General features: G+C 64.9%; 20 protein-coding genes. 6 read left to right on the top strand and 14 right to left on the bottom strand.

Annotated elements, in window-relative coordinates; translation table 11 throughout:
• The first annotated feature begins 4 nt into the window (after nucleotides 1–4).
• The gene (locus tag CH274_RS00110) at nucleotides 5–829 is read left to right on the top strand and encodes a CDP-alcohol phosphatidyltransferase family protein (protein WP_094656472.1); all 825 of its coding nucleotides are present in this window, start codon (nucleotides 5–7) and stop codon (nucleotides 827–829) included.
• Here the strand turns inward: CH274_RS00110 and CH274_RS00105 are convergent.
• On the bottom strand, nucleotides 777–1,613 hold the full coding sequence (locus CH274_RS00105) for a YihY/virulence factor BrkB family protein (RefSeq protein ID WP_094645443.1): 837 nt from the start codon (nucleotides 1,611–1,613) through the stop codon (nucleotides 777–779). The two genes, CH274_RS00110 and CH274_RS00105, sit on opposite strands and share 53 nt — an antisense overlap.
• 39 nt (nucleotides 1,614–1,652) lie before the next feature.
• A complete protein-coding gene (locus tag CH274_RS00100) occupies nucleotides 1,653–2,045 on the bottom strand; it encodes an OsmC family protein (RefSeq protein WP_032398274.1) in 393 nt (130 codons plus the stop codon).
• Between the two features lie 212 nt (nucleotides 2,046–2,257).
• Here CH274_RS00100 and CH274_RS00095 point away from each other — a divergent pair, with 212 nt between their 5' ends.
• Nucleotides 2,258–3,211 (top strand): hypothetical protein, encoded by a 954-nt coding sequence (locus CH274_RS00095; protein WP_094629387.1) that lies wholly within the window; start codon nucleotides 2,258–2,260, stop codon nucleotides 3,209–3,211.
• Between the two features lie 65 nt (nucleotides 3,212–3,276).
• Here CH274_RS00095 and CH274_RS00090 read toward each other — a convergent pair whose 3' ends face one another.
• Complete coding sequence (locus tag CH274_RS00090) at nucleotides 3,277–4,458, bottom strand: zinc-dependent alcohol dehydrogenase (RefSeq protein WP_094645444.1); 1,182 nt, start codon at nucleotides 4,456–4,458, stop codon at nucleotides 3,277–3,279.
• A gap of 125 nt (nucleotides 4,459–4,583) precedes the next feature.
• Between CH274_RS00090 and CH274_RS00085 the strand changes: the two genes are divergently transcribed.
• Complete coding sequence (locus CH274_RS00085; protein WP_094656471.1) at nucleotides 4,584–5,591, top strand: iron-containing redox enzyme family protein; 1,008 nt, start codon at nucleotides 4,584–4,586, stop codon at nucleotides 5,589–5,591.
• On the opposite strand, the gene CH274_RS00080 is transcribed toward CH274_RS00085, so the two are convergent.
• Both CH274_RS00080 and CH274_RS00075 read right to left on the bottom strand, forming a co-directional pair.
• Complete coding sequence (locus tag CH274_RS00080; protein WP_082074008.1) at nucleotides 5,573–5,737, bottom strand: CDGSH iron-sulfur domain-containing protein; 165 nt, start codon at nucleotides 5,735–5,737, stop codon at nucleotides 5,573–5,575. The genes CH274_RS00085 and CH274_RS00080 overlap by 19 nt on opposite strands.
• Nucleotides 5,738–5,783: 46 nt before the next feature.
• Nucleotides 5,784–6,470: a HemK2/MTQ2 family protein methyltransferase gene (locus CH274_RS00075; RefSeq protein WP_094645445.1), complete on the bottom strand. Its 687-nt coding sequence runs from the start codon at nucleotides 6,468–6,470 to the stop codon at nucleotides 5,784–5,786.
• 202 nt (nucleotides 6,471–6,672) lie between these two features.
• Here CH274_RS00075 and CH274_RS00070 point away from each other — a divergent pair, with 202 nt between their 5' ends.
• Nucleotides 6,673–7,095 (top strand): hypothetical protein, encoded by a 423-nt coding sequence (locus tag CH274_RS00070; protein WP_143546506.1) that lies wholly within the window; start codon nucleotides 6,673–6,675, stop codon nucleotides 7,093–7,095.
• Nucleotides 7,096–7,142: 47 nt separating this feature from the next.
• Nucleotides 7,143–8,342, top strand: a complete 1,200-nt coding sequence (locus CH274_RS00065; protein ID WP_094656469.1) for an NAD(P)/FAD-dependent oxidoreductase — start codon at nucleotides 7,143–7,145, stop codon at nucleotides 8,340–8,342.
• Here the strand turns inward: CH274_RS00065 and glsA are convergent.
• Nucleotides 8,298–9,545 carry a glutaminase A gene (gene glsA, locus CH274_RS00060; RefSeq protein ID WP_094656468.1) on the bottom strand — a complete coding sequence of 416 codons (1,248 nt, stop codon included), beginning with the start codon at nucleotides 9,543–9,545 and terminating at the stop codon, nucleotides 8,298–8,300. The genes CH274_RS00065 and glsA overlap by 45 nt on opposite strands.
• A 113-nt stretch (nucleotides 9,546–9,658) precedes the next feature.
• Here glsA and CH274_RS00055 point away from each other — a divergent pair, with 113 nt between their 5' ends.
• A complete protein-coding gene (locus CH274_RS00055; protein WP_179272938.1) occupies nucleotides 9,659–10,657 on the top strand; it encodes a fumarylacetoacetate hydrolase family protein in 999 nt (332 codons plus the stop codon).
• 4 nt (nucleotides 10,658–10,661) lie between these two features.
• On the opposite strand, the gene CH274_RS29550 is transcribed toward CH274_RS00055, so the two are convergent.
• From CH274_RS29550 to CH274_RS28795, 8 genes are all read right to left on the bottom strand, one after another.
• A complete protein-coding gene (locus tag CH274_RS29550; RefSeq protein WP_254923937.1) occupies nucleotides 10,662–10,796 on the bottom strand; it encodes a hypothetical protein in 135 nt (44 codons plus the stop codon).
• Between the two features lie 151 nt (nucleotides 10,797–10,947).
• A complete protein-coding gene (katG, locus tag CH274_RS00045) occupies nucleotides 10,948–13,128 on the bottom strand; it encodes a catalase/peroxidase HPI (RefSeq protein WP_230597033.1) in 2,181 nt (726 codons plus the stop codon).
• Between the two features lie 79 nt (nucleotides 13,129–13,207).
• Nucleotides 13,208–13,687 (bottom strand): Fur family transcriptional regulator, encoded by a 480-nt coding sequence (locus CH274_RS00040; protein ID WP_094656467.1) that lies wholly within the window; start codon nucleotides 13,685–13,687, stop codon nucleotides 13,208–13,210.
• Between the two features lie 157 nt (nucleotides 13,688–13,844).
• Complete coding sequence (locus CH274_RS00035) at nucleotides 13,845–14,114, bottom strand: metal-sensitive transcriptional regulator (protein WP_094656466.1); 270 nt, start codon at nucleotides 14,112–14,114, stop codon at nucleotides 13,845–13,847.
• Nucleotides 14,115–14,166: 52 nt separating this feature from the next.
• On the bottom strand, nucleotides 14,167–14,586 hold the full coding sequence (locus tag CH274_RS00030; protein WP_032397636.1) for a DUF302 domain-containing protein: 420 nt from the start codon (nucleotides 14,584–14,586) through the stop codon (nucleotides 14,167–14,169).
• Nucleotides 14,587–14,610: 24 nt separating this feature from the next.
• The gene (locus CH274_RS00025) at nucleotides 14,611–16,764 is read right to left on the bottom strand and encodes an MMPL family transporter (RefSeq protein ID WP_373453895.1); all 2,154 of its coding nucleotides are present in this window, start codon (nucleotides 16,762–16,764) and stop codon (nucleotides 14,611–14,613) included.
• A gap of 166 nt (nucleotides 16,765–16,930) precedes the next feature.
• Nucleotides 16,931–17,395, bottom strand: coding sequence for a MarR family transcriptional regulator (locus CH274_RS00020; RefSeq protein ID WP_052050232.1), 465 nt, complete (start codon nucleotides 17,393–17,395; stop codon nucleotides 16,931–16,933).
• Between the two features lie 11 nt (nucleotides 17,396–17,406).
• A partial coding sequence (locus tag CH274_RS28795; RefSeq protein WP_141215328.1) for a biotin/lipoyl-containing protein occupies nucleotides 17,407–17,509 on the bottom strand: 103 nt, incomplete at its 5' end.

Genomic DNA, 17,509 nt, shown 5'->3' with positions numbered 1-17,509 from the left:
CGAGGTGCGGATTGAGAACGCCGTGGGCGGGTACTCCGCTTCGAAGTCTCGACGCGCAACAGCCGGTCACCTGCTCGTCGAGTTCCTCTCAGTCAGTGGCGAGCAAGGGTTCTCGATGGTCAATCAGCGCAGTACGTCGCAGCAGCACGGAACGTCGGCACGGCCGGCGACTCGCGACGAGTATCTGTCGACGTGGTCGACACTGCACAACGGCATCGATCCTTCCTCGTCCGCGTTGGTCTCGGGTTGGCTTCGCGTGGTCTATTCGCTGAGCGCGCCGCTGGTTCGCGCGTCCGTCTCCGCCCACGCCGTCACCCTCACCGCCGTGGTCGTGGCAGGGGCTGCAGTGGCGATGTCGCGACCCGGTACCTCCGCACCGTTGATCGCGGCGCTGCTCATCGTGATCTCCGGCCTGCTGGACGGCATCGACGGCGGGGTCGCGATGATCGGCCGTTCCCAATCTCAGTGGGGGTACCTGCTCGACACCGTCGCCGATCGCTGCAGCGACCTGCTGCTGTTGGCGAGCGGTCTCGCTCTGGGTGCCCCGATGCCGCTCGTCGTCGCGGTCGGCGTGGTGACGTTGCTGCACGAGATGGCCCGTGCCCGCGCGGTGGGTTCCGGCATCGAGGACGTCGGCTTCCTGACGATATGGGAGCGTCCCTCGCGGGTGATCGCGGCTGCGGTCACGGCGACGGTCGCCGGGGCAGCGCCTGCTGCTGCGGGAACGTCGGCGACCATCGGGATGTCGGTGACGTGCGCGCTCGCGGCCGTCGGGTTCACCCAGTTGATGTTCGGGCTGCATCGTCGAGCCGATCGAATTCGGCGGTGACCAGCCAGCCGGCGAGTGCCAGTACATGGAACACGAACATCCACAACATGATTGCGACCCCGCCGCCGATCGCGGTGAGGCCTCCGAACGGCGCACCCAGGTCCACCGGTATCGCCAGGAACAAGATGAATCCGTGTACGAATCCGGTGACGATGGACGAGGTGACGAGTGATCCGACGATCAACGCCCGCCAGTTCACCGCGCGTGGCGCGATCACGCGATAGGTCCAAGCCAGGGGGACCGACAGGATCACCCACAGGCAGTTGAAGCCGAGGAACACGCGCAGCGTCATGGCACCGATTCCGCCACCGCCGGTCGACGCGTCGAGCAGCCGCGCGACGCAGAGGACCCCGGCCAGCAAGACCGGTGCGGCGGCGAAGAACGGGACCATCGCCAGTCGACCCCGCCAACCGGTGAACGACTCTCGTGTCGGTGCGAACCGCACGATGGCCCGGCGCAGGCCCTCCCCGTAGAACGTCGCGGGAAAGATGGCGATCAGGACACCGATCGGGCCGAGTTCGACTCCGGCCGTGGCCAATCCATCCACCGCCGCGCGAGCACCCAGGGCGTCGGGCAACAACGCCGACATGGCGTCGAACCCGCCGCGTACCCAGTCCGCCGACACCAACAGGGTGCAGGCGCGGATGGTCAGCAGCAGTAGCGGCACCACAGCGATGACGGCGTAGAAGGTCAAGCCGCCCGCGATCAAGGTGGTGTCCTCGCGGGCGAACCCGGCTTTGATCGCGCCGACTCCGCGCGTGGCCCTCGTGCGTATCGAGGTCATCTCGCGCGAGCACCGAGTAACGCGCCGACCGCGACGGCGTCATTCAAGGGTGATGTCCACACCATCGATGACCTTCAGAAACGGGCAGATCGAGGTTGCCTGCGCCAGTACCGCTTCGGGATCGTCGGTGCCGGGAAGAGATACTGCGAGGGCGAACGTGGCGTCGTAGCCGGATGCATCCGAGTCGGTGAGTACGACGGTGCCCTTCACTGCGAGGTCGTCGACGCTACCGCCGACGGTTCCGAGCGCGATACGCAGAGACTCGACCAGGCAGCTCGACAGAGCGGCAGCCATCAGTTGCTCGGGGTTGGTGTGCTCCCCCGGCCCTCCGAGTTGCTTCGGTTCTCGCACACCGAGGGACAGAACCCCGTCGTCGGAGGTGACTCCCGTCGCGGTGGCTGAGACAGTTGCTGTGTACAGCTCGGTGTTCATCGATGTCGGATGTCCACTCGGCAGCCGATCGAAACCGGCGGAGTCCACGCGCCCGGGTCGAGACCGAGGGGTACGTGTCGATGTTCACACATCGGATACATCAGTTTGACCGAACCTACCGACGGGTAACGCTGCTGTCAGGGCCGAGCATAACGCTGTGACCCACAGGCATCGGCCAGAGCAAACGACCACCGAACCGAAAGGGGAGCACCATGAGCACATCCACGTTGATCGCGCAGTTGCGTGTCGCACTGCAGTTGACGAACACCGAAATTCAGATCGCGGAAACTCGCGTCGTTCAGGCGCGCACCGAGGCGGTACGCAGGGAGTTGACTCAGAACGCCGCGAACGGCCGTGAGCGCGCGGCAGCCATCGAAGAAGCAATCCGCGGACTCGGCGGACTACCCGAACTGGTTGCACCGTTCCTGGGGCGCACACTCGCCGCCGTCAAGACGGTCGCGGAGCAGGCGCAGCCGTTCGACGAGGCCCTGCTGGGCGATCTCGCACTCGAGCAGCAGCTGCTGGGCCGCGCCAAGTACATCAAGGCACTGGCCACGGCAGCGAACGAGCCCACCGTCGTCGCGTTGGCGACCCGGCTGGCCACAGCACACAGCGCAACGGTGGAGTGGCTCGAAACCGTGCTCGCCGAAGACGCACTCGGCGGACCCGCAGCGCTACGCCGCACTCCGTTCCAGGCCGCCACGGGCACCGCAGTCAAGATCGTCAACGCTCCGGCAACCTGGTCGGCCCGCGGTCTCGACCGCGCACTGGACGCAGCCCGAGCCACCCCGGATCGCCTCGCCGCTCTGCTGGGCCGCGGAGCTCACGCCGGTGACGTGGCAGTCAAGACGCTGACGGCGAGCCGCGATGCAGCACTCGAAGCAGCCGAGGACGTCACTCGTAGCGAGGGAGTCGACACCGTCGCCGACGCGATCCACACCGCACGGTCGGCCAGCGGAACCCTGGACGCCGACGAGCTGCCGATCGCGGACTACGACGACCTGAACGTCTCGGACGCCGTTGCCGCCATCAAGGACCTCACGAACCCGACCGACGTTCGCACCGTCGTGGCGTACGAAGAGGCACACAAGAACCGCCACGGAGTCGTGTCCGCAGGACAGACGCGCGTGGCAGCAATCGCCAAGGACGTCATCTCGATCGACTGACCTTCTGCGAATACCGATGCGGCCCGTGAACTTCCGGGCCGCATCGCTGTATTCGAAGCAACCCGCTAGGGCTTGAGCAACACCTTGATGGCACCGTCCTGCTTCTTCTGGAAGATCTCGTATGCGTGCGGGGCTTCTTCGAGCGAAAGCTCGTGTGTGGCAAACGAATCGACACCGAGCGGGTCGTCGTCGCCGAGCAGCGGCATGATGTCGTCCACCCACCTCTTGACGTTCGCCTGGCCCATGCGGAGCTGAATCTGCTTGTCGAACATGGTCATCAGCGGCAGTGGATCGGCCATACCGCCGTACACACCGATGATCGAGATGGTTCCGCCGCGTCGAACGATGTCGATCGCAGAGTACAGCGCTCCCAGTCGATCGACACCGGCCTTCTGCATCATCGGCGCAGCAACGGCATCGGGGAGCATGCCGACGATCTGCTGAGCGAGTTTGCCGACCGGAGATCCGTGCGCCTCCATGCCCACCGCATCGATGACGGAATCGGTACCCCTGCCGTCGGTCATCTCACGAATGACGTCGCCGACGCCACCGCTGTGCTCGGCCAGGTTCACCGTCTCGATACCCCGTGCCGCGGCGCGGGCGAGGCGCTCGGGGACCAGGTCGACGGCGATCACTCGTGCGCCCTTGTGCTGCGCGATGCGTGCTGCCATGTCGCCGATGGGCCCGAGACCGAGAACCGTCACCGATCCCCCGTCGGGAATCGCCGCGTACTCGACCGACTGCCAAGCGGTGGGCAGTACGTCGGAGAGGTATACGAATCGCGAATCCGGCGGTCCCTCCGGCACCTTGATGTGCGTGAACTGCGCCTGCGGCACACGGAGGTACTCGGCCTGCCCACCGGGGACCTGACCGTAGAGCTTGGAGAAGCCGAACAGTGCCGCGCCCATTCCCTGTTCGCGAACCTGTGTGGTCTCGCACTGGGTGTACAGGCTCGAATTGCACATGTAGCAGTGTCCGCACGAGATCTGGAACGGAATGACCACTCGGTCTCCGACTGCCAGATCGCCTGTCTGCGAGCCGACTTCCTCGACGATGCCCATCGGCTCGTGCCCCAGAATGTCACCTTCGTCCATGAAGGCTCCGAGCGTTTCGTACAAATGCAGGTCCGAGCCGCAAATGTTGGTGGTCGTGATCTTCACGATCGCGTCCGTCGGAAGTTCTATCCGCGGATCGGGAACGGTGTCGACGCTGACTTTTCTCTTGCCCTGCCAGGTCACTGCGCGCATGACGTCCTTCCATGAAGCGACTTCGAAGTTCGATGTTCGCTGCACTGCGCATTGCCTGTTGTGACAGGTCACAAACACATACGCCTGCAGTGGTTGGTACCGCCCGGCAGCGGGTAGCCACCACTATGACCGCGTTGTTCTCAGTCGATCCGTCCACCGCTCGATCTCCCGCCCTACCCACCCCCTGCGGGCCGATCTCGGAAGCCGTCACCCAATCGCTGGCCGCGGGTGTGCCGACCGGAACCCCGGTGATGCCCGATCCGATCGAGGCCGATCCCACGTCCCGAGACGCGCAACTCGCGCTTCTGATCTGCTACGAACTGCACTACCGCGGATTCGAGGGCGTGGACGACGCCTGGGAGTGGGACCCCGAGCTCCTCCGGCTGCGAGGAGGGCTGGAATCCGCTTTTCTGCGATACGTGCGAGAGAACGTGGAGCCCGGCACCGACGCAGTGGCGGAGATGGACGCGCTGTCGATCGAAGCGACCTCGGGGAGCGGCCCCTCGTGGTTCCTTCGCGACGAAGGTTCGTGGGAGCAGATGCGCGAGTACTTCGTGCACCGGTCCGTCTACCACCTCAAGGAAGCCGACCCGCACGCGTGGGCCATCCCCCGTCTGACGGGCCAGACCAAGGCCTCCTACGTCGCGGTCGAATTCGACGAGTACGGCGGCGGCAAGGGCGACCGCCTGCACCAGCATCTGTGGGCCGAATCGATGGTGGCGGCCGATCTCGATCCGACGTATCTCGGTTATGTCGATCGCGTCCCGGCACAGACACTGGCCTGGGTCAATCTCATGTCGTTGTTCGGTTTGCATCGAGGGCTGCGCGGTGCCACCGTGGGCCACTTGGCGGCAACCGAGATCACGTCGTCGCCCGGCTCGCAGCGCTACGTGCAGGGACTGCGGAGGCTCGATGCACCGTCGGCATGCATCGCGTTCTACGCCGAGCACGTCGAGGCGGACGCCGTGCACGAGCAGGTGCTACGTCACGACGTGGTCGGCACTCTTCTTCGCCACGAGCCCGAACTCGAAGCAGATGTGGTGTTCGGAATGCGCGCACTGGATTTCGTCGAGAACGAACTCGCCGACCACGTGATGCGGCGATGGTCGGCCGGTCAGTCCTCGCTGGACTGAGAGGGTCGCCTCTTCGCGCGGTGGCTCGTGTCGCACAGCGGATAGCTCTTGCTCCGCTTGCACGTGCACACCGCGACGACGAAGCGGTCCGACTCCACTTTCGTGCCGTCGTCGAGTTCGATGTTCACCGGTCCGTCGATCAGCATCGGGCCACCACGAACGATTCTCACCGTCGTCCGTGTGCCGGCCGAGTCATCGCTTGTCGCCACGAATCACCACCAACTCCTCCGTTCGACGCCCCGGAGCCAACAGACCGCGGGCTTCGAGCCACCCGGCACGGCGGTGCATCACCGGGCCGAAATCGATGGATTGCCTGATCTCTTCGACGACCGAGAATCCGTTGTCCGCGAGCATGTCGACGGTGCGTCGCGGCCCGGAGAACTCGGAATGTACAACCAGCAGTGTTCCACCCGGAACCAGCAGCGAGGCGGCTGCCAGGCACAGCGGGTCGAGCACCATGCGGCCGTCCTCACCTGCGTCCCAGGCCCGGTGAAGTCCCATTCCGGTCGGCTCTGCCTCGGACGGAACGTACGGAGGATTGCACAGCACGACGTCGAACGATTCGAGTGCGTCCGCCTCTGCAAGGGAACCCAACCTGACGTCCACCTCGACGCCCACCGAGCGCGCGTTGCGCTGCGCGCAGTCGACGGCCCGTGCGGAAATGTCGAACGCGACGACCTCACGCGCACCCAACAGTGCGGCGGTGATGGCCACGGCACCGCTGCCGGTGCACATGTCGAGCACTCGCGCACCGGGAACGATGCCCGTCGTGGCGGCGATATCGCACAGCAGTAGCGAATCCTCCTGCGGTTCGTACACTCCGGGATCGGCGTGCACGGCCGCCAGGGTTCTGGCGGATTCGGTTTCGGCTGTCGTCATCGGCGTGCCTCCCACGGTGTAGCGATCGAAGTCGTATTCCCGTGAGACTCGCAGTCAAACCCGTTGCTGTCTCGATGCTTACGATCCGGCCTCCCGGGGTAGTCCTGTCGAGCGTGGTTGAGGAGTAGCCCGCCGTCCCCGAATGTCGACTGTCGATTTCTCACGTGCACCCGGTGGGGAGTTCGGCTGCACAGGAGTGTCCATGATCGTCGTACCGTCCATTACGCCACGCCTCACGGAAGTCGTTCCGTCGCTGTCCGAGTCGTCGAGTCTCGAACCCGAGATGACGCTGTCGGTGAACGAGAGCGCGGGTGCCGACATCATCGTGCGAGTGATCGGAACGATCGGTGACGCGGACGTCCCCGTTCTCGCCGAAACACTCGGCGAGGCCGCCGAACGCGGACGCACGTTGATCCTCGATCTGTCCTCGGTGGCAGGCGTCGCCACAGGCGTCCGCTCCGTGCTCGACGCCACCTCCATCCGACTCGGACGATGGAATCAGAAACTGGCAGTGGTGCTTTCACCAGATCTGCAGCAGTCCGTCATCGGTCTCGTACCGGAGCGAGTCGACGTTCGTCGCTCGACGACCGAGTCCGTGGCGGTACCGGCAGCAGACACCAGGTGATCCGTTCGGCGACGGTATGGCCTGCCGATTCGCGAGAGGTGTCGTAAGTGACCACCCCGAGCAAGACCTACGACGTGCTCGTCGTCGGCGGAGGCAACGCAGGCATCAGCGCGGCTGCGCGGCTGCTGAAGAAGGGCATCTCCGACGTCGCTGTCATCGAGCCCGAGCAGGTGCACACGTATCGTCCACTGCTGTCCTACGTGGGCTCCGGTCAGGCAGCGCTGACCGAGGCGGAACGCACACAGCGTTCGGTGATTCCGACCGGATGCGTCTGGCTGGAAGACTCGGTGACAGCGATCGATCCGGTGAACCGTCTGGTGCGATGCACGTCCGGCAGGGCGTACGGCTATCGAGACCTCGTTCTCGGCCAGGGTCTCGTGGTGGACACCGACGCCCTGCCCGGAGTACACGCGGCACTCGAATTCCCCGGTGTTGCAAGCAATTACCTCGACCGAGCAGAAGCCACCTGGCGCCTGACACGGGATCTCCCCGTCGGCAGCAGTGCTGTGTTCACAGTGCCCCGCCCACCGGTGGGCTGTACCGGCACCACGCTCAAGCCGTTGTTTCTCGCAGCGGACCACTGGATGCGCAGCGGGCGCCTGCCGGGAATCGAAATCACACTGGTGGTGGATCGACATCGAATGTTGGGCAATCCCGAGCTCGACGCCATCGTCGTCGGGCGACTACGCGAGCTCGGCGTGCGAATACTCCCCCGTACCGCAGTGACGGCTCTGCATCCGGAGACCGGACACATCACCGTCACGGACAACGACGGCGTCGACGATCGCATCCGCTACGACATGCTGCACCTCGTACCGCCGTTCCGCGGTCCGACGTGGCTGGAGGAGTCGAACCTGACCGGATCTGCGGCGCACGGTGTCGTCGACATCGACGGTCGGACTCTGCGCCACCGGGTGTATCCGGAGGTCTGGGCCGCGGGTGACGGAGCAGCAATCGACACCGACTCCTCGGGTGGCGCACTGCGCAAACAGATTTCGATTCTCGTCGACAATCTGATCGCAGCGCGTAGCGGGAAACCGTTGTCGGAGTACGACGGCTACACCGTTGCCCCCATCGCCGTCGGCGCACACAGCTTGATCGCCGCCGAATTCGACCGCACCGGAACCCTGACACCGTCGCTGCCGTCGTTCCTCGATTCGCTGAAGCCGAGGCGCTCCGCCTGGGCCTTCGACCGATACGGCCTACCGCTGTCCTACTGGAACATGATTCTCGCCGGCCGACTCTGACCGGTCGGGCGACTCCATGAACCCGTCGGGGTCGTGAGCGACGACCCGATGTCCGTCGTCGTCCAGGGCGCGAAACGCATCGCGCAGGAGCCGTCGAGCCGCGCCGTCCATGGCACGTACCTCACTGAAATCGACCGTAGTACAGGTGTTTTCGCCGACATCGGCGACCAAACGGGACGTGACCGCCTCTGCACCCGCGAACCGAAGATCGCCCTGCAGCTCCACGGTGGTCACGCCGTCCGCCTCGGTCACGCTGCGGATGGCCGATTCACCGCTGGGCGCGACGTTCATCATGTGCAGGCCCAGATCGCGCGAGAGTCTCTCGAACACCGCCACCCCGCGCACACTGTTGCCATGCTCGTTCAGTCTGGGTGAGACGACGGCAATACCCACCTGACCCGGCAACACACCGATGATCGCCCCGGCCACCCCGCTCTTGGCGGGTATACCCACGGTCGCGAGCCAGCTGCCACTGCCGTCGTACATTCCACAGGTCGCCATGACCGCCAGTACGTGACGATCGATCGCCGAATCGAGTGTCTGCTCGCCCGTCCGAGGATCTTTGCCGCCGTTCGCCATCACCGCGGCGATCCGGGCCAGGTCGTTACAGGTCACGGTCACCGCACACTGACGCGCATAGCCGTCGACGACATCGGCGGGCTCGGCTCCGAGGTGGCCGACCGACTTCAGCAGGTGCGCGATCGCGGTGTTCCGGTCGTCGGATTCCAGTTCGGCCTCGTACACCTGACGGTCGACGGAGAGTTCGCGGCCTGCCATCCTGCTCAGAAGGTCCGACATTCGCCCCGCCCGCTCTTCGCTCCCGTGGCCTCGAATCATCGAATGCACTGCCAGCGCACCGGCATTGATCAACGGGTTCCGCGGCCTTCCGGTCTCTGCTTCCAGCGATATCTCGTTGAACGAGTCGCCCGACGGTTCGACGTCGACGGCCTCGAGCACCGCCTCGATGCCGTTGTCCTCGATGGCGAGCGCATATGCGACCGCTTTGGCTATCGATTGGATCGAGAATTCGGTGTCGGTATCGCCCGCTCCGTGCAGCGATCCCCCGACGGTGGCGAGTGCGACCGCGAACGTGTCGGGATCCGCCGAGGCCACTACCGGGTTGCCCTCGGTCACGGTCCCGCCGTCGAACTCTCGACAGTCCTCCAACACGGATGCGAGGTATTCGGGAACAGGCGATCTCATGTGTCCACGCTAGTCCTCGACGAACAGGCCTTGACATCGCGGCCGTACTGCCGCTTACACTCCTGGTTCCTCAACCGTTGTAGGGCCCCTCCCGCGAAGATCGGATTCCTGACGTGCGATTGCGACGCCTGATCGCTGCCGACTCGACAGATCGTCTGGCCGTGTACGCACCCGAGTCCGGTGCCTGGGTCGATCTCGATGCCGCAGTGTCGACGCTGGGTGCCGACGAGGCTCTGCGCCCACTCACCCGCACGGTGCTCGGATTTCTCGACGCCGGCGAACGTGCGCGCGACTCGGCTCGGTCCGTGGTGCAGCGTGCGGTGTCCGAGGGAGTTGCGGTGATCGACCGACCGGCACCGACACTGCCGGTGGTTCCTGCGTCGCTTCGGTGCTTCCTCGGCTGGGAGGCGCACTGGGATCTGGCTGCGCACAACCTGGTTCGCCGTAACCTCCCGAGAGCTGTCCCCTTCATCCGCGGGTTCGAGGCCGTCACACGGTCGACGTTTCCTGCACTCCGTCCGGGACCGGGGTTCGACGACCATCCGGTCTACTACACGGGCAATCACCTCACCGTCGTCGCCGACGAAGCTCCGGTCGAGTGGCCGTCCTACAGCCGGGCACTGGATTTCGAGCTCGAGTTCGGAGCCGTGGTGACCAGGCCCGTTCGCGACGTGTCCGAGCGGGAAGCCACCGCTGCGATCGGTGGGTACGTAGTGTTCGACGACATCAGTGCTCGCGACACCCAGTGGGAGGAGCAGCGCCGCACCCCGTTCGGCCCGGTGGTCAAGACCAAGACCTTCGCCAGCTCCATGGGAGCCGACATCGTCACCGCTGACGAGGTGTCACCGTATCTGGACTCGTTGACGGCCACCGTGACGGTCGACGACGAAGTGTGGTCGACCACGGGCACCGCAGGCATGCGGTACTCGATCGGAGAATCACTCGCGTACGCCAGTCGCGGCGAGAACGTCTACCCCGGTGAGTTGTTGACCTCCGGCACGCTTCCCCGCGGATGCGGCCTGGAGCTCGACCGCTGGATAGCCCCGGGCGATCGCGTCGAACTGAGCATCGAACGAATCGGATCGGTTACCAACACGATCGGTACTCGCTGAGGATTCAGCGCTCGATGTCGGATTTGTCGGTGGAGGCATCCTGGAACATCTCCAGGAACGACCCGAAGCCGGATGCTCCCTTGCGTGATTCGTCCATGTTGTGGTCGACGGCTCCTGCCGCCCCCTCGTCGTGTGTCATGTCTTGTAGCTTGCCGCTCGCAAATTGCAGCGAGCCGGGGACCGAGGACACGAATCGGCAACGAAAGGTCACGGACCGGTAACGACGAACTCGAAGCTATGGATGGATCGAGCACGGTTTCCATCCATAACTTCGAGTTCGGTAGAGAAGGTCAGGCCAGCTCGAACCGATCGAGCATCATGACCTTGTCCCACGCCGCCACGAAGTCCTGAACGAACTTGTCCTTGGCGTCGTCGCAGGCGTAAACCTCGGCGAGAGCGCGCAATTCGGAGTTCGATCCGAACACCAGGTCGTTACGGGTTCCGGTCCACTTCGTCTCACCGGTCGCGGCATCCTTGGCCTCGTAGATGCCGTCCTCAGCGGTGGGGACCCATTCGGTGCCCATGTCGAGGAGGTTGACGAAGAAGTCGTTGGTGAGCGTTCCGACCTTGTCGGTCAGGACGCCGTGCGACGACTTTCCGAAGTTGACTCCGAGCACACGCAGTCCGCCGACCAGCACGGTCATCTCGGGTGCGCTGAGCGACAACAGGTTTGCCCGATCGACGAGGGAGTACTCCGCCGGAAGCTTCTGGCCCTTACCGAGGAAGTTACGGAAACCGTCCGCCTTGGGCTCGAGGTCGGAGAACGAATCGACGTCCGTCTGCTCCTGCGTCGCATCCATGCGGCCCGGGGTGAACGGAACGCTGACTCCCGCCGCTTTCTCCAGTGCGGCAACGCCGCCGAGGACGACGAGGTCGGCGAACGAGACCGTCCCGGAGAACGACTGCTGGATGCCTTCGAGCACGCGGATGACCTGTGCGATCTCGTCGGGCTCGTTGACCTCCCAGCCTGCCTGCGGCTGCAGACGCAGACGGCCACCGTTGGCACCGCCGCGCTTGTCGCTGACGCGGAACGACGACGCCGCGGCCCACGCAGCCGAAATCAGCTGGTCCTGAGTCAGTTCGGAGTCGAGGATCGTCTGCTTGAGCTCGGCGATCTGCGCCTCACCGATCAGCTCGTGATCGACGGCCGGGATCGGGTCTTGCCAGAGCAGGGTCTCCGAGGGAACCTCGGGGCCGAGGTAACGCGACACCGGTCCCATATCGCGGTGGGTGAGCTTGAACCAAGCCTTCTGGAACTCTTCTGCGAGCTCCTCGGGGTGGTCGAGCCAGCGACGGGTGATCTGCTCGTAGATCGGGTCGACACGCATCGCGATGTCGGAGGTCAGCATCGACGGGTGGCGACGCTTGGTGGGATCGGCGGGGTCGGGAACGAGATCTGCGCCCTCACCGTTCTTCGGACGCCACTGGTGCGCGCCTGCGGGGCTCTTGTAGAGCTCCCACTCGAATCCGTACAGCGTCTCGAGGAAGCTGTTGTCCCACTGGGTGGGCGTGGGCGTCCAGATGACCTCGAGGCCACTGGTGATCGCGTCCGCACCGACACCGCTCTGGTAGCTGTTCTTCCAGCCGAGGCCCATCTGCTCGATGGGTGCACCCTCGGGCTCGGCACCGATGTGCTCGTCGGGATCGGCTGCGCCGTGCGTCTTGCCGAACGTGTGCCCACCGACGGCCAGTGCCGCGGTCTCGATGTCGTTCATGGCCATCCGGCCGAAGGTCTCGCGGATGTCCAGCGCGGACTGCACCGGGTCCGGGTTGCCGTTGGGGCCTTCGGGGTTGACGTAGATCAGACCCATTTGCACTGCGGCGAGCGGGTTCTCGAGGCTCGTGCGATCACCGTCGTAGCGCTCGTCGCCCAGCCAGGTCTGCTCCGGGCCCCAGTAGACGTCCTCGTCCGGCTCCCAGGCGTCGACGCGTCCGCCGGCGAAACCGTAGGTGGGCAGACCCATCGATTCGATCGCGACGTTGCCGGTCAGCACGATGAGGTCGGCCCAGGAGAGCTTGCGGCCGTACTTCTGCTTGATCGGCCAGATCAGCCGGCGAGCCTTGTCCAGGCTGGCGTTGTCCGGCCAGCTGTTCAGGGGTGCGAAGCGCTGCATGCCCGCTCCGGCACCGCCGCGTCCGTCCTGCTTGCGGTAGGTGCCCGCGGCGTGCCACGCCATGCGGATGAAGAAGGGGCCGTAGTGACCGAAGTCGGCAGGCCACCAGGGCTGCGAGTTGGTCATGAGCGCTTCGATGTCGCGCTTGACCTCGGCGAGGTCGAGGGAGTTGAACTCGGCGGCATAGTCGTAGTCGGCACCCATCGGGTCGCCGACGGCCGGGTTCTTCTTGAGAATCTTGAGGTTCAGAGACTTGGGCCACCACTCGCGGTTGCTACCGCCCTCGACGGGCATCGGCATCGAGTCGTGCATGACGGGACACTTGCCACCCGACTCCTGTGGCTGATCCTCGTTCATCTCTTTTTCGCGTGTTGTGTGATCTTCTGACACGTGCTTCCTTCCAGGGTGTGACGATCGGGCTGTGATCGAGGTCGGTTCACGAACACTGCTGTGTCCGAGAACCGGGAGGGAACGAAACAGGAGCTGTCGACTGCCGTCGAGCAGTCGAACACTGTGCGCAGAAGCCCCAGTAGATGACTTCCGCCTCGTCGATCGTGAAACCGACGGAGTCCGATGCGGTGAGACATGGCGTTTCGCCCACCGCGCAGTCCACGTCGGCGATGACGCCACAGGAGCGGCACACCGCGTGGTGGTGGTTGTCGCCGACGCGAGATTCGTACCGAGCGGGAGATCCTGCCGGTTCGATTCGCCGCACCAGGCGCGCCGCGGTCAACGCATTGAGCACGTCGTACACGGTTTGCCGCGACACCTCGGGCAGCACCGATCGCACGAGTCCGAGGATCGTGTCGGTGTCTGCATGAGGATTGGATCCGACGACCTCGAGCACCGCGACCCTGGGACGGGTCACGCGCATGTCGGCGGTGCGTAACAGCTCCGCGTACGGTGAGATCGGCATCACAGCAATACTATCCTCCGCTTTTCTGGACAAAGTCAAGTATGCAGACGAATTCGCCGGATGTCGACCTGGACGCCGAACAACAGCGCCGTCACCGAGCAACCGCGACTCCTACTGTTCGCTTTCCCTACACTCCTCGGTTGGATTCGGGACGGGATCAGGCCAGTGCCAAGAACAGCTTCTCCAGTTCGGCCTCGGTCATCGGCTCCTTCTGCCCCGCACTCTCGCCCGTCATGCATTCACGCAGGCCCGTTGCCACGATCTTGAATCCGGCCTTGTCCAGCGCTCTGGAAACAGCAGCGAGCTGAGTGACCACATCCTTGCAATCGCGTCCGTTCTCGATCATCCCGATGACGCCGGCGAGCTGACCGTGCGCGCGCTTGAGCCGGTTCAATACCAGTGCGATGCTGTCTTCGTCGCCGATCATGTCGATCTCCTCGGTGGTTGCGGTAGTGAACCCGATGGTACCCCCGGGGGCATCAAGCGAGATCGGATCCGGTACCGCCCAGTGCCGCGATCGCCGCCTGCAATTTCACGGTGGCCTCGGAGGCGACCGCACCCAACTCGGGCTCACCGGTGACCTCGACCATGATGGCCGGGTTCATCGCCTCGACGACGACAGACCCCGCTACCGACGTGTTCTCGCGGACCACGACGTTGCACGGCAACAGCAGACCGATCTGCTTCATCACTCCGACGGCGCGATGAGCCAGTCCCGGGTTACACGCGCCCAGGATCACGTAGCGCTCCATGTCCTCGCCGAGCTTGGCCTTCAACGTGGCCTGCATGTCGATTTCGGTGAGAACTCCGAATCCCTGCTCCGACAACGCCTTTCTCGTGCTCTCGATCGCGTCGGCGAAATCGGTGTCGGTCAGTGTGGTGGACAATGCGATGTTCATGATGACTCCTCGAAAATTGTTGTGTCAGTGCGAAAAGCGAATGGAGGGCAGCACCGCACGCAGCCACGCCGGCGACCACCACGCGCCGTGTCCGGTCAGCCGTAGCAGGACCGGAAGCAGGACGAGTCGAACCAGGAACGCGTCGAGCAGTACCGCAACACCCAGGATGATGCCCATCTCTTTCGGGGGCAACGGATCCGACAGTGCGAACGTGAAGAACACTGCCACCATCACCGCCGCGGCAGCAAAGATGACTCGCCCCGAGTGGGCCAAGCCGTCGACCTGAGCAGCCTTGGGATCGCCCGAGCGTTCGTAGTGTTCCTTCGCGGTGGCCAGCAGAAAAACCGTGTAGTCCATGGCGATCGCGAAGATCATCGCGAAGAAGAACACCGGGCCCCACCCGTCCAGGAATCCCTGCGGGGTGAAACCGAGCAGTGACGCGCCGTGGCCGTCCTGGAAGATCAACTTGGCAACTCCGAAGGCCGCCGCCGTGGACAGCAGGCTCACCAGAGTGCCGAGCAGCGCGATCAGCGGAGCCTGCAGCGCGGCCAGAAGCAGCACGAACCCGAGGACCAGGATGATCCCGACGACGATCGGCAGGTAGTCGTTCAGAGCCTGCTGAAGGTCCAGGTTCTCCGCGGGTGCTCCGCCGACGAGTGCCGAATCGGGCAGCGTGGATCGCAGATCGGCGAGAATGGTACCCATCGATTCGTCGGACGGATCCACCGACGGAATTGCTTGCAGCAGAGCATATCCCGAACCGTCAGCCGCACTCTGTGGCGGAGTCACCATCGAGATCCCGTCGACCCCGGCAGCGGCGGTCGCGGTGCCGAGAGCATCGGCGTCGGGCACCACGATCTGCAGCGCTCCCGGTGCACCCGGCCCGAACTGGGCCTGTACGAGCTCGTAGCCCTGGCGCACCGGTGCGTTCTCGGGCACCACCGCGATCGACGGCATCGCCACCTTCAATCCCAGCACAGGTAGGGCGAGGGCGATCAGAATTCCCACGGAGACGACGGCGAACGGCCACGGGTGCTTGTGCAACAACTCGCCCCAGGCCGCGAACTTCGGGGATCGATGTTCCTGCCGCTTGGCGTACGGCAACGAGGCGGCGTCGACCCTGGGTCCGAGCGCGCCCAACGCCGCAGGGAGCAGTGTCATGGTCGCCAGCAACACGAAGGCAACGGCCAGCATGATTCCGACAGCCATCGTGCGCACCGCAGGCGCGGGGACCAGCAACACTGCGGACAGACTCACCAGCACCGTCAGCCCGGACAACACGACGGCTTTGCCTGCGGTGTCCATGGTTTCGGCCACTGCCGCCCGAGGGTCTGCGTGACGCAACGCATCGCGGAATCGAGCGACGACGAACAGCGCGTAGTCGATTCCCAGCGCGAGCGCGAACATCATCGCGAAGTTCATGGCCCACACCGAGATCGGCGTGACTCCGTTGAGCAGAACGAGACCACCAGCCGATGCGACGAGACCGGCAACGGTGAGCAGCAGCGGCAATCCGGCGGCGACGAGTGATCCGAACGCAAGCACCATGATCGCCAATGTGACCGGCCACGAGAACAATTCGGCTTGGATCATCGCGTCGTGGTTCGCCTGGTTGAAGTCCGACCACAGGGCCGACGAACCGGTGGGGTACACCTCGATTCCGTCGGTCGAGAGCGCGGTCAACCGCTCCTTCACATCGTCGACGGCTTCGACCATCTCGTCGGTCGTGCCGTTCGCCCCGGCGATGACGATGCCGGTTCGGCCGTCCGGGCTGATCGTCATCCCCGGTTGCGGCGCAACGACGTCCCCGAATCTGGTGTCACCGGCGAACACATCGGACACGTCGGCAATCACGTTCCGAACAGCGGGATCGGTGATGGGTTCCGCGTCGGAGTGGACGACCACCTGCACCGCGGCGGAGGAATTACCGCCGAAGTGCTGCTGGGCCAATTCTCGAACTTGAACGGATTCGGATCCGTTCGCCTGCCATCCCGCTCCGGCGAGGGACGAGAACACCGAGGGCGCGAACGAACCGAGGCCGACGAGCGCGATGAGCCACACACCGAACACCCATCGTCGATGGGTCACCATCGCGCCGCCCGCACGGCCGAGTAGGCCCGGCGCGGCTACCGGCCGATCATCCGGTGGACGAAGAACTTCGGCATCACGCAGCGACATGGTGCTCCTATACGGGTGGGGGTATCGAAGGGGGCAGACGAAACCCCGGATCGATCGAACATGCCCACCTTCGCACATACCCAAGGGGGTATGCAAGTACCCCTGGGGGTATCACCCCAGGGGTACTTGCATTCAGAGCCGACGGCCCGGTGTTGTCACCTGCCGGTCAGCGCCGACCGTTCCACTGCTTCTCGATGCCGCGCAACACCTCGAGCGTCCGAGCAGAATCGGCATCGACTGCCATCCTCGACCGAGCGCGTTCGAGCGCACGCTCGGCCCGAGTGACCGCACGGTGCCCCGAGTCGGTGGCCTCGACCATGTACTGCTGCCGATTTCGCGGATTGGCGCTCCGCACCAACAGCCCCGACTCGACGAGACTGGCCGTCGTGGCGGTGATACTCGTCCGGTGCCGCACCAACTCCCGCGACAGCGCACTGTAGGACATCGGCCCTCGCCTGGACACCAGTTCCAGCACCTCGTACCTCGCCCAGCTCAGCCCCTGCGCGTCCAGTGCCTCCGCCAGACGGACCCGCGCGGCCGACGCCATGCGCAGCACCGTGGACACGATTTCGAGCTCGGTGGAATGCACCGGCGAGGTACCACCGTCGAACGATTCAGCGATGGCAGTCATCGGACACTCCCCTACTTGATCTCTGCGAGGACGGTGCCTTGGGTGATGGCGTCGCCTGCGGTGACGGTCAGGCCGGTGATGGTGCCTGCTTTGTGGGCGTTGACGGGGTTTTCC

The organism is Rhodococcus sp. 06-418-5, assembly GCF_002258285.1.
In the GTDB taxonomy this organism is placed as follows: domain Bacteria; phylum Actinomycetota; class Actinomycetes; order Mycobacteriales; family Mycobacteriaceae; genus Rhodococcoides.
The sequence above is the reverse complement of the archived record's forward strand: the minus strand, read 5'-3'. Positions and strand labels throughout refer to the sequence as shown.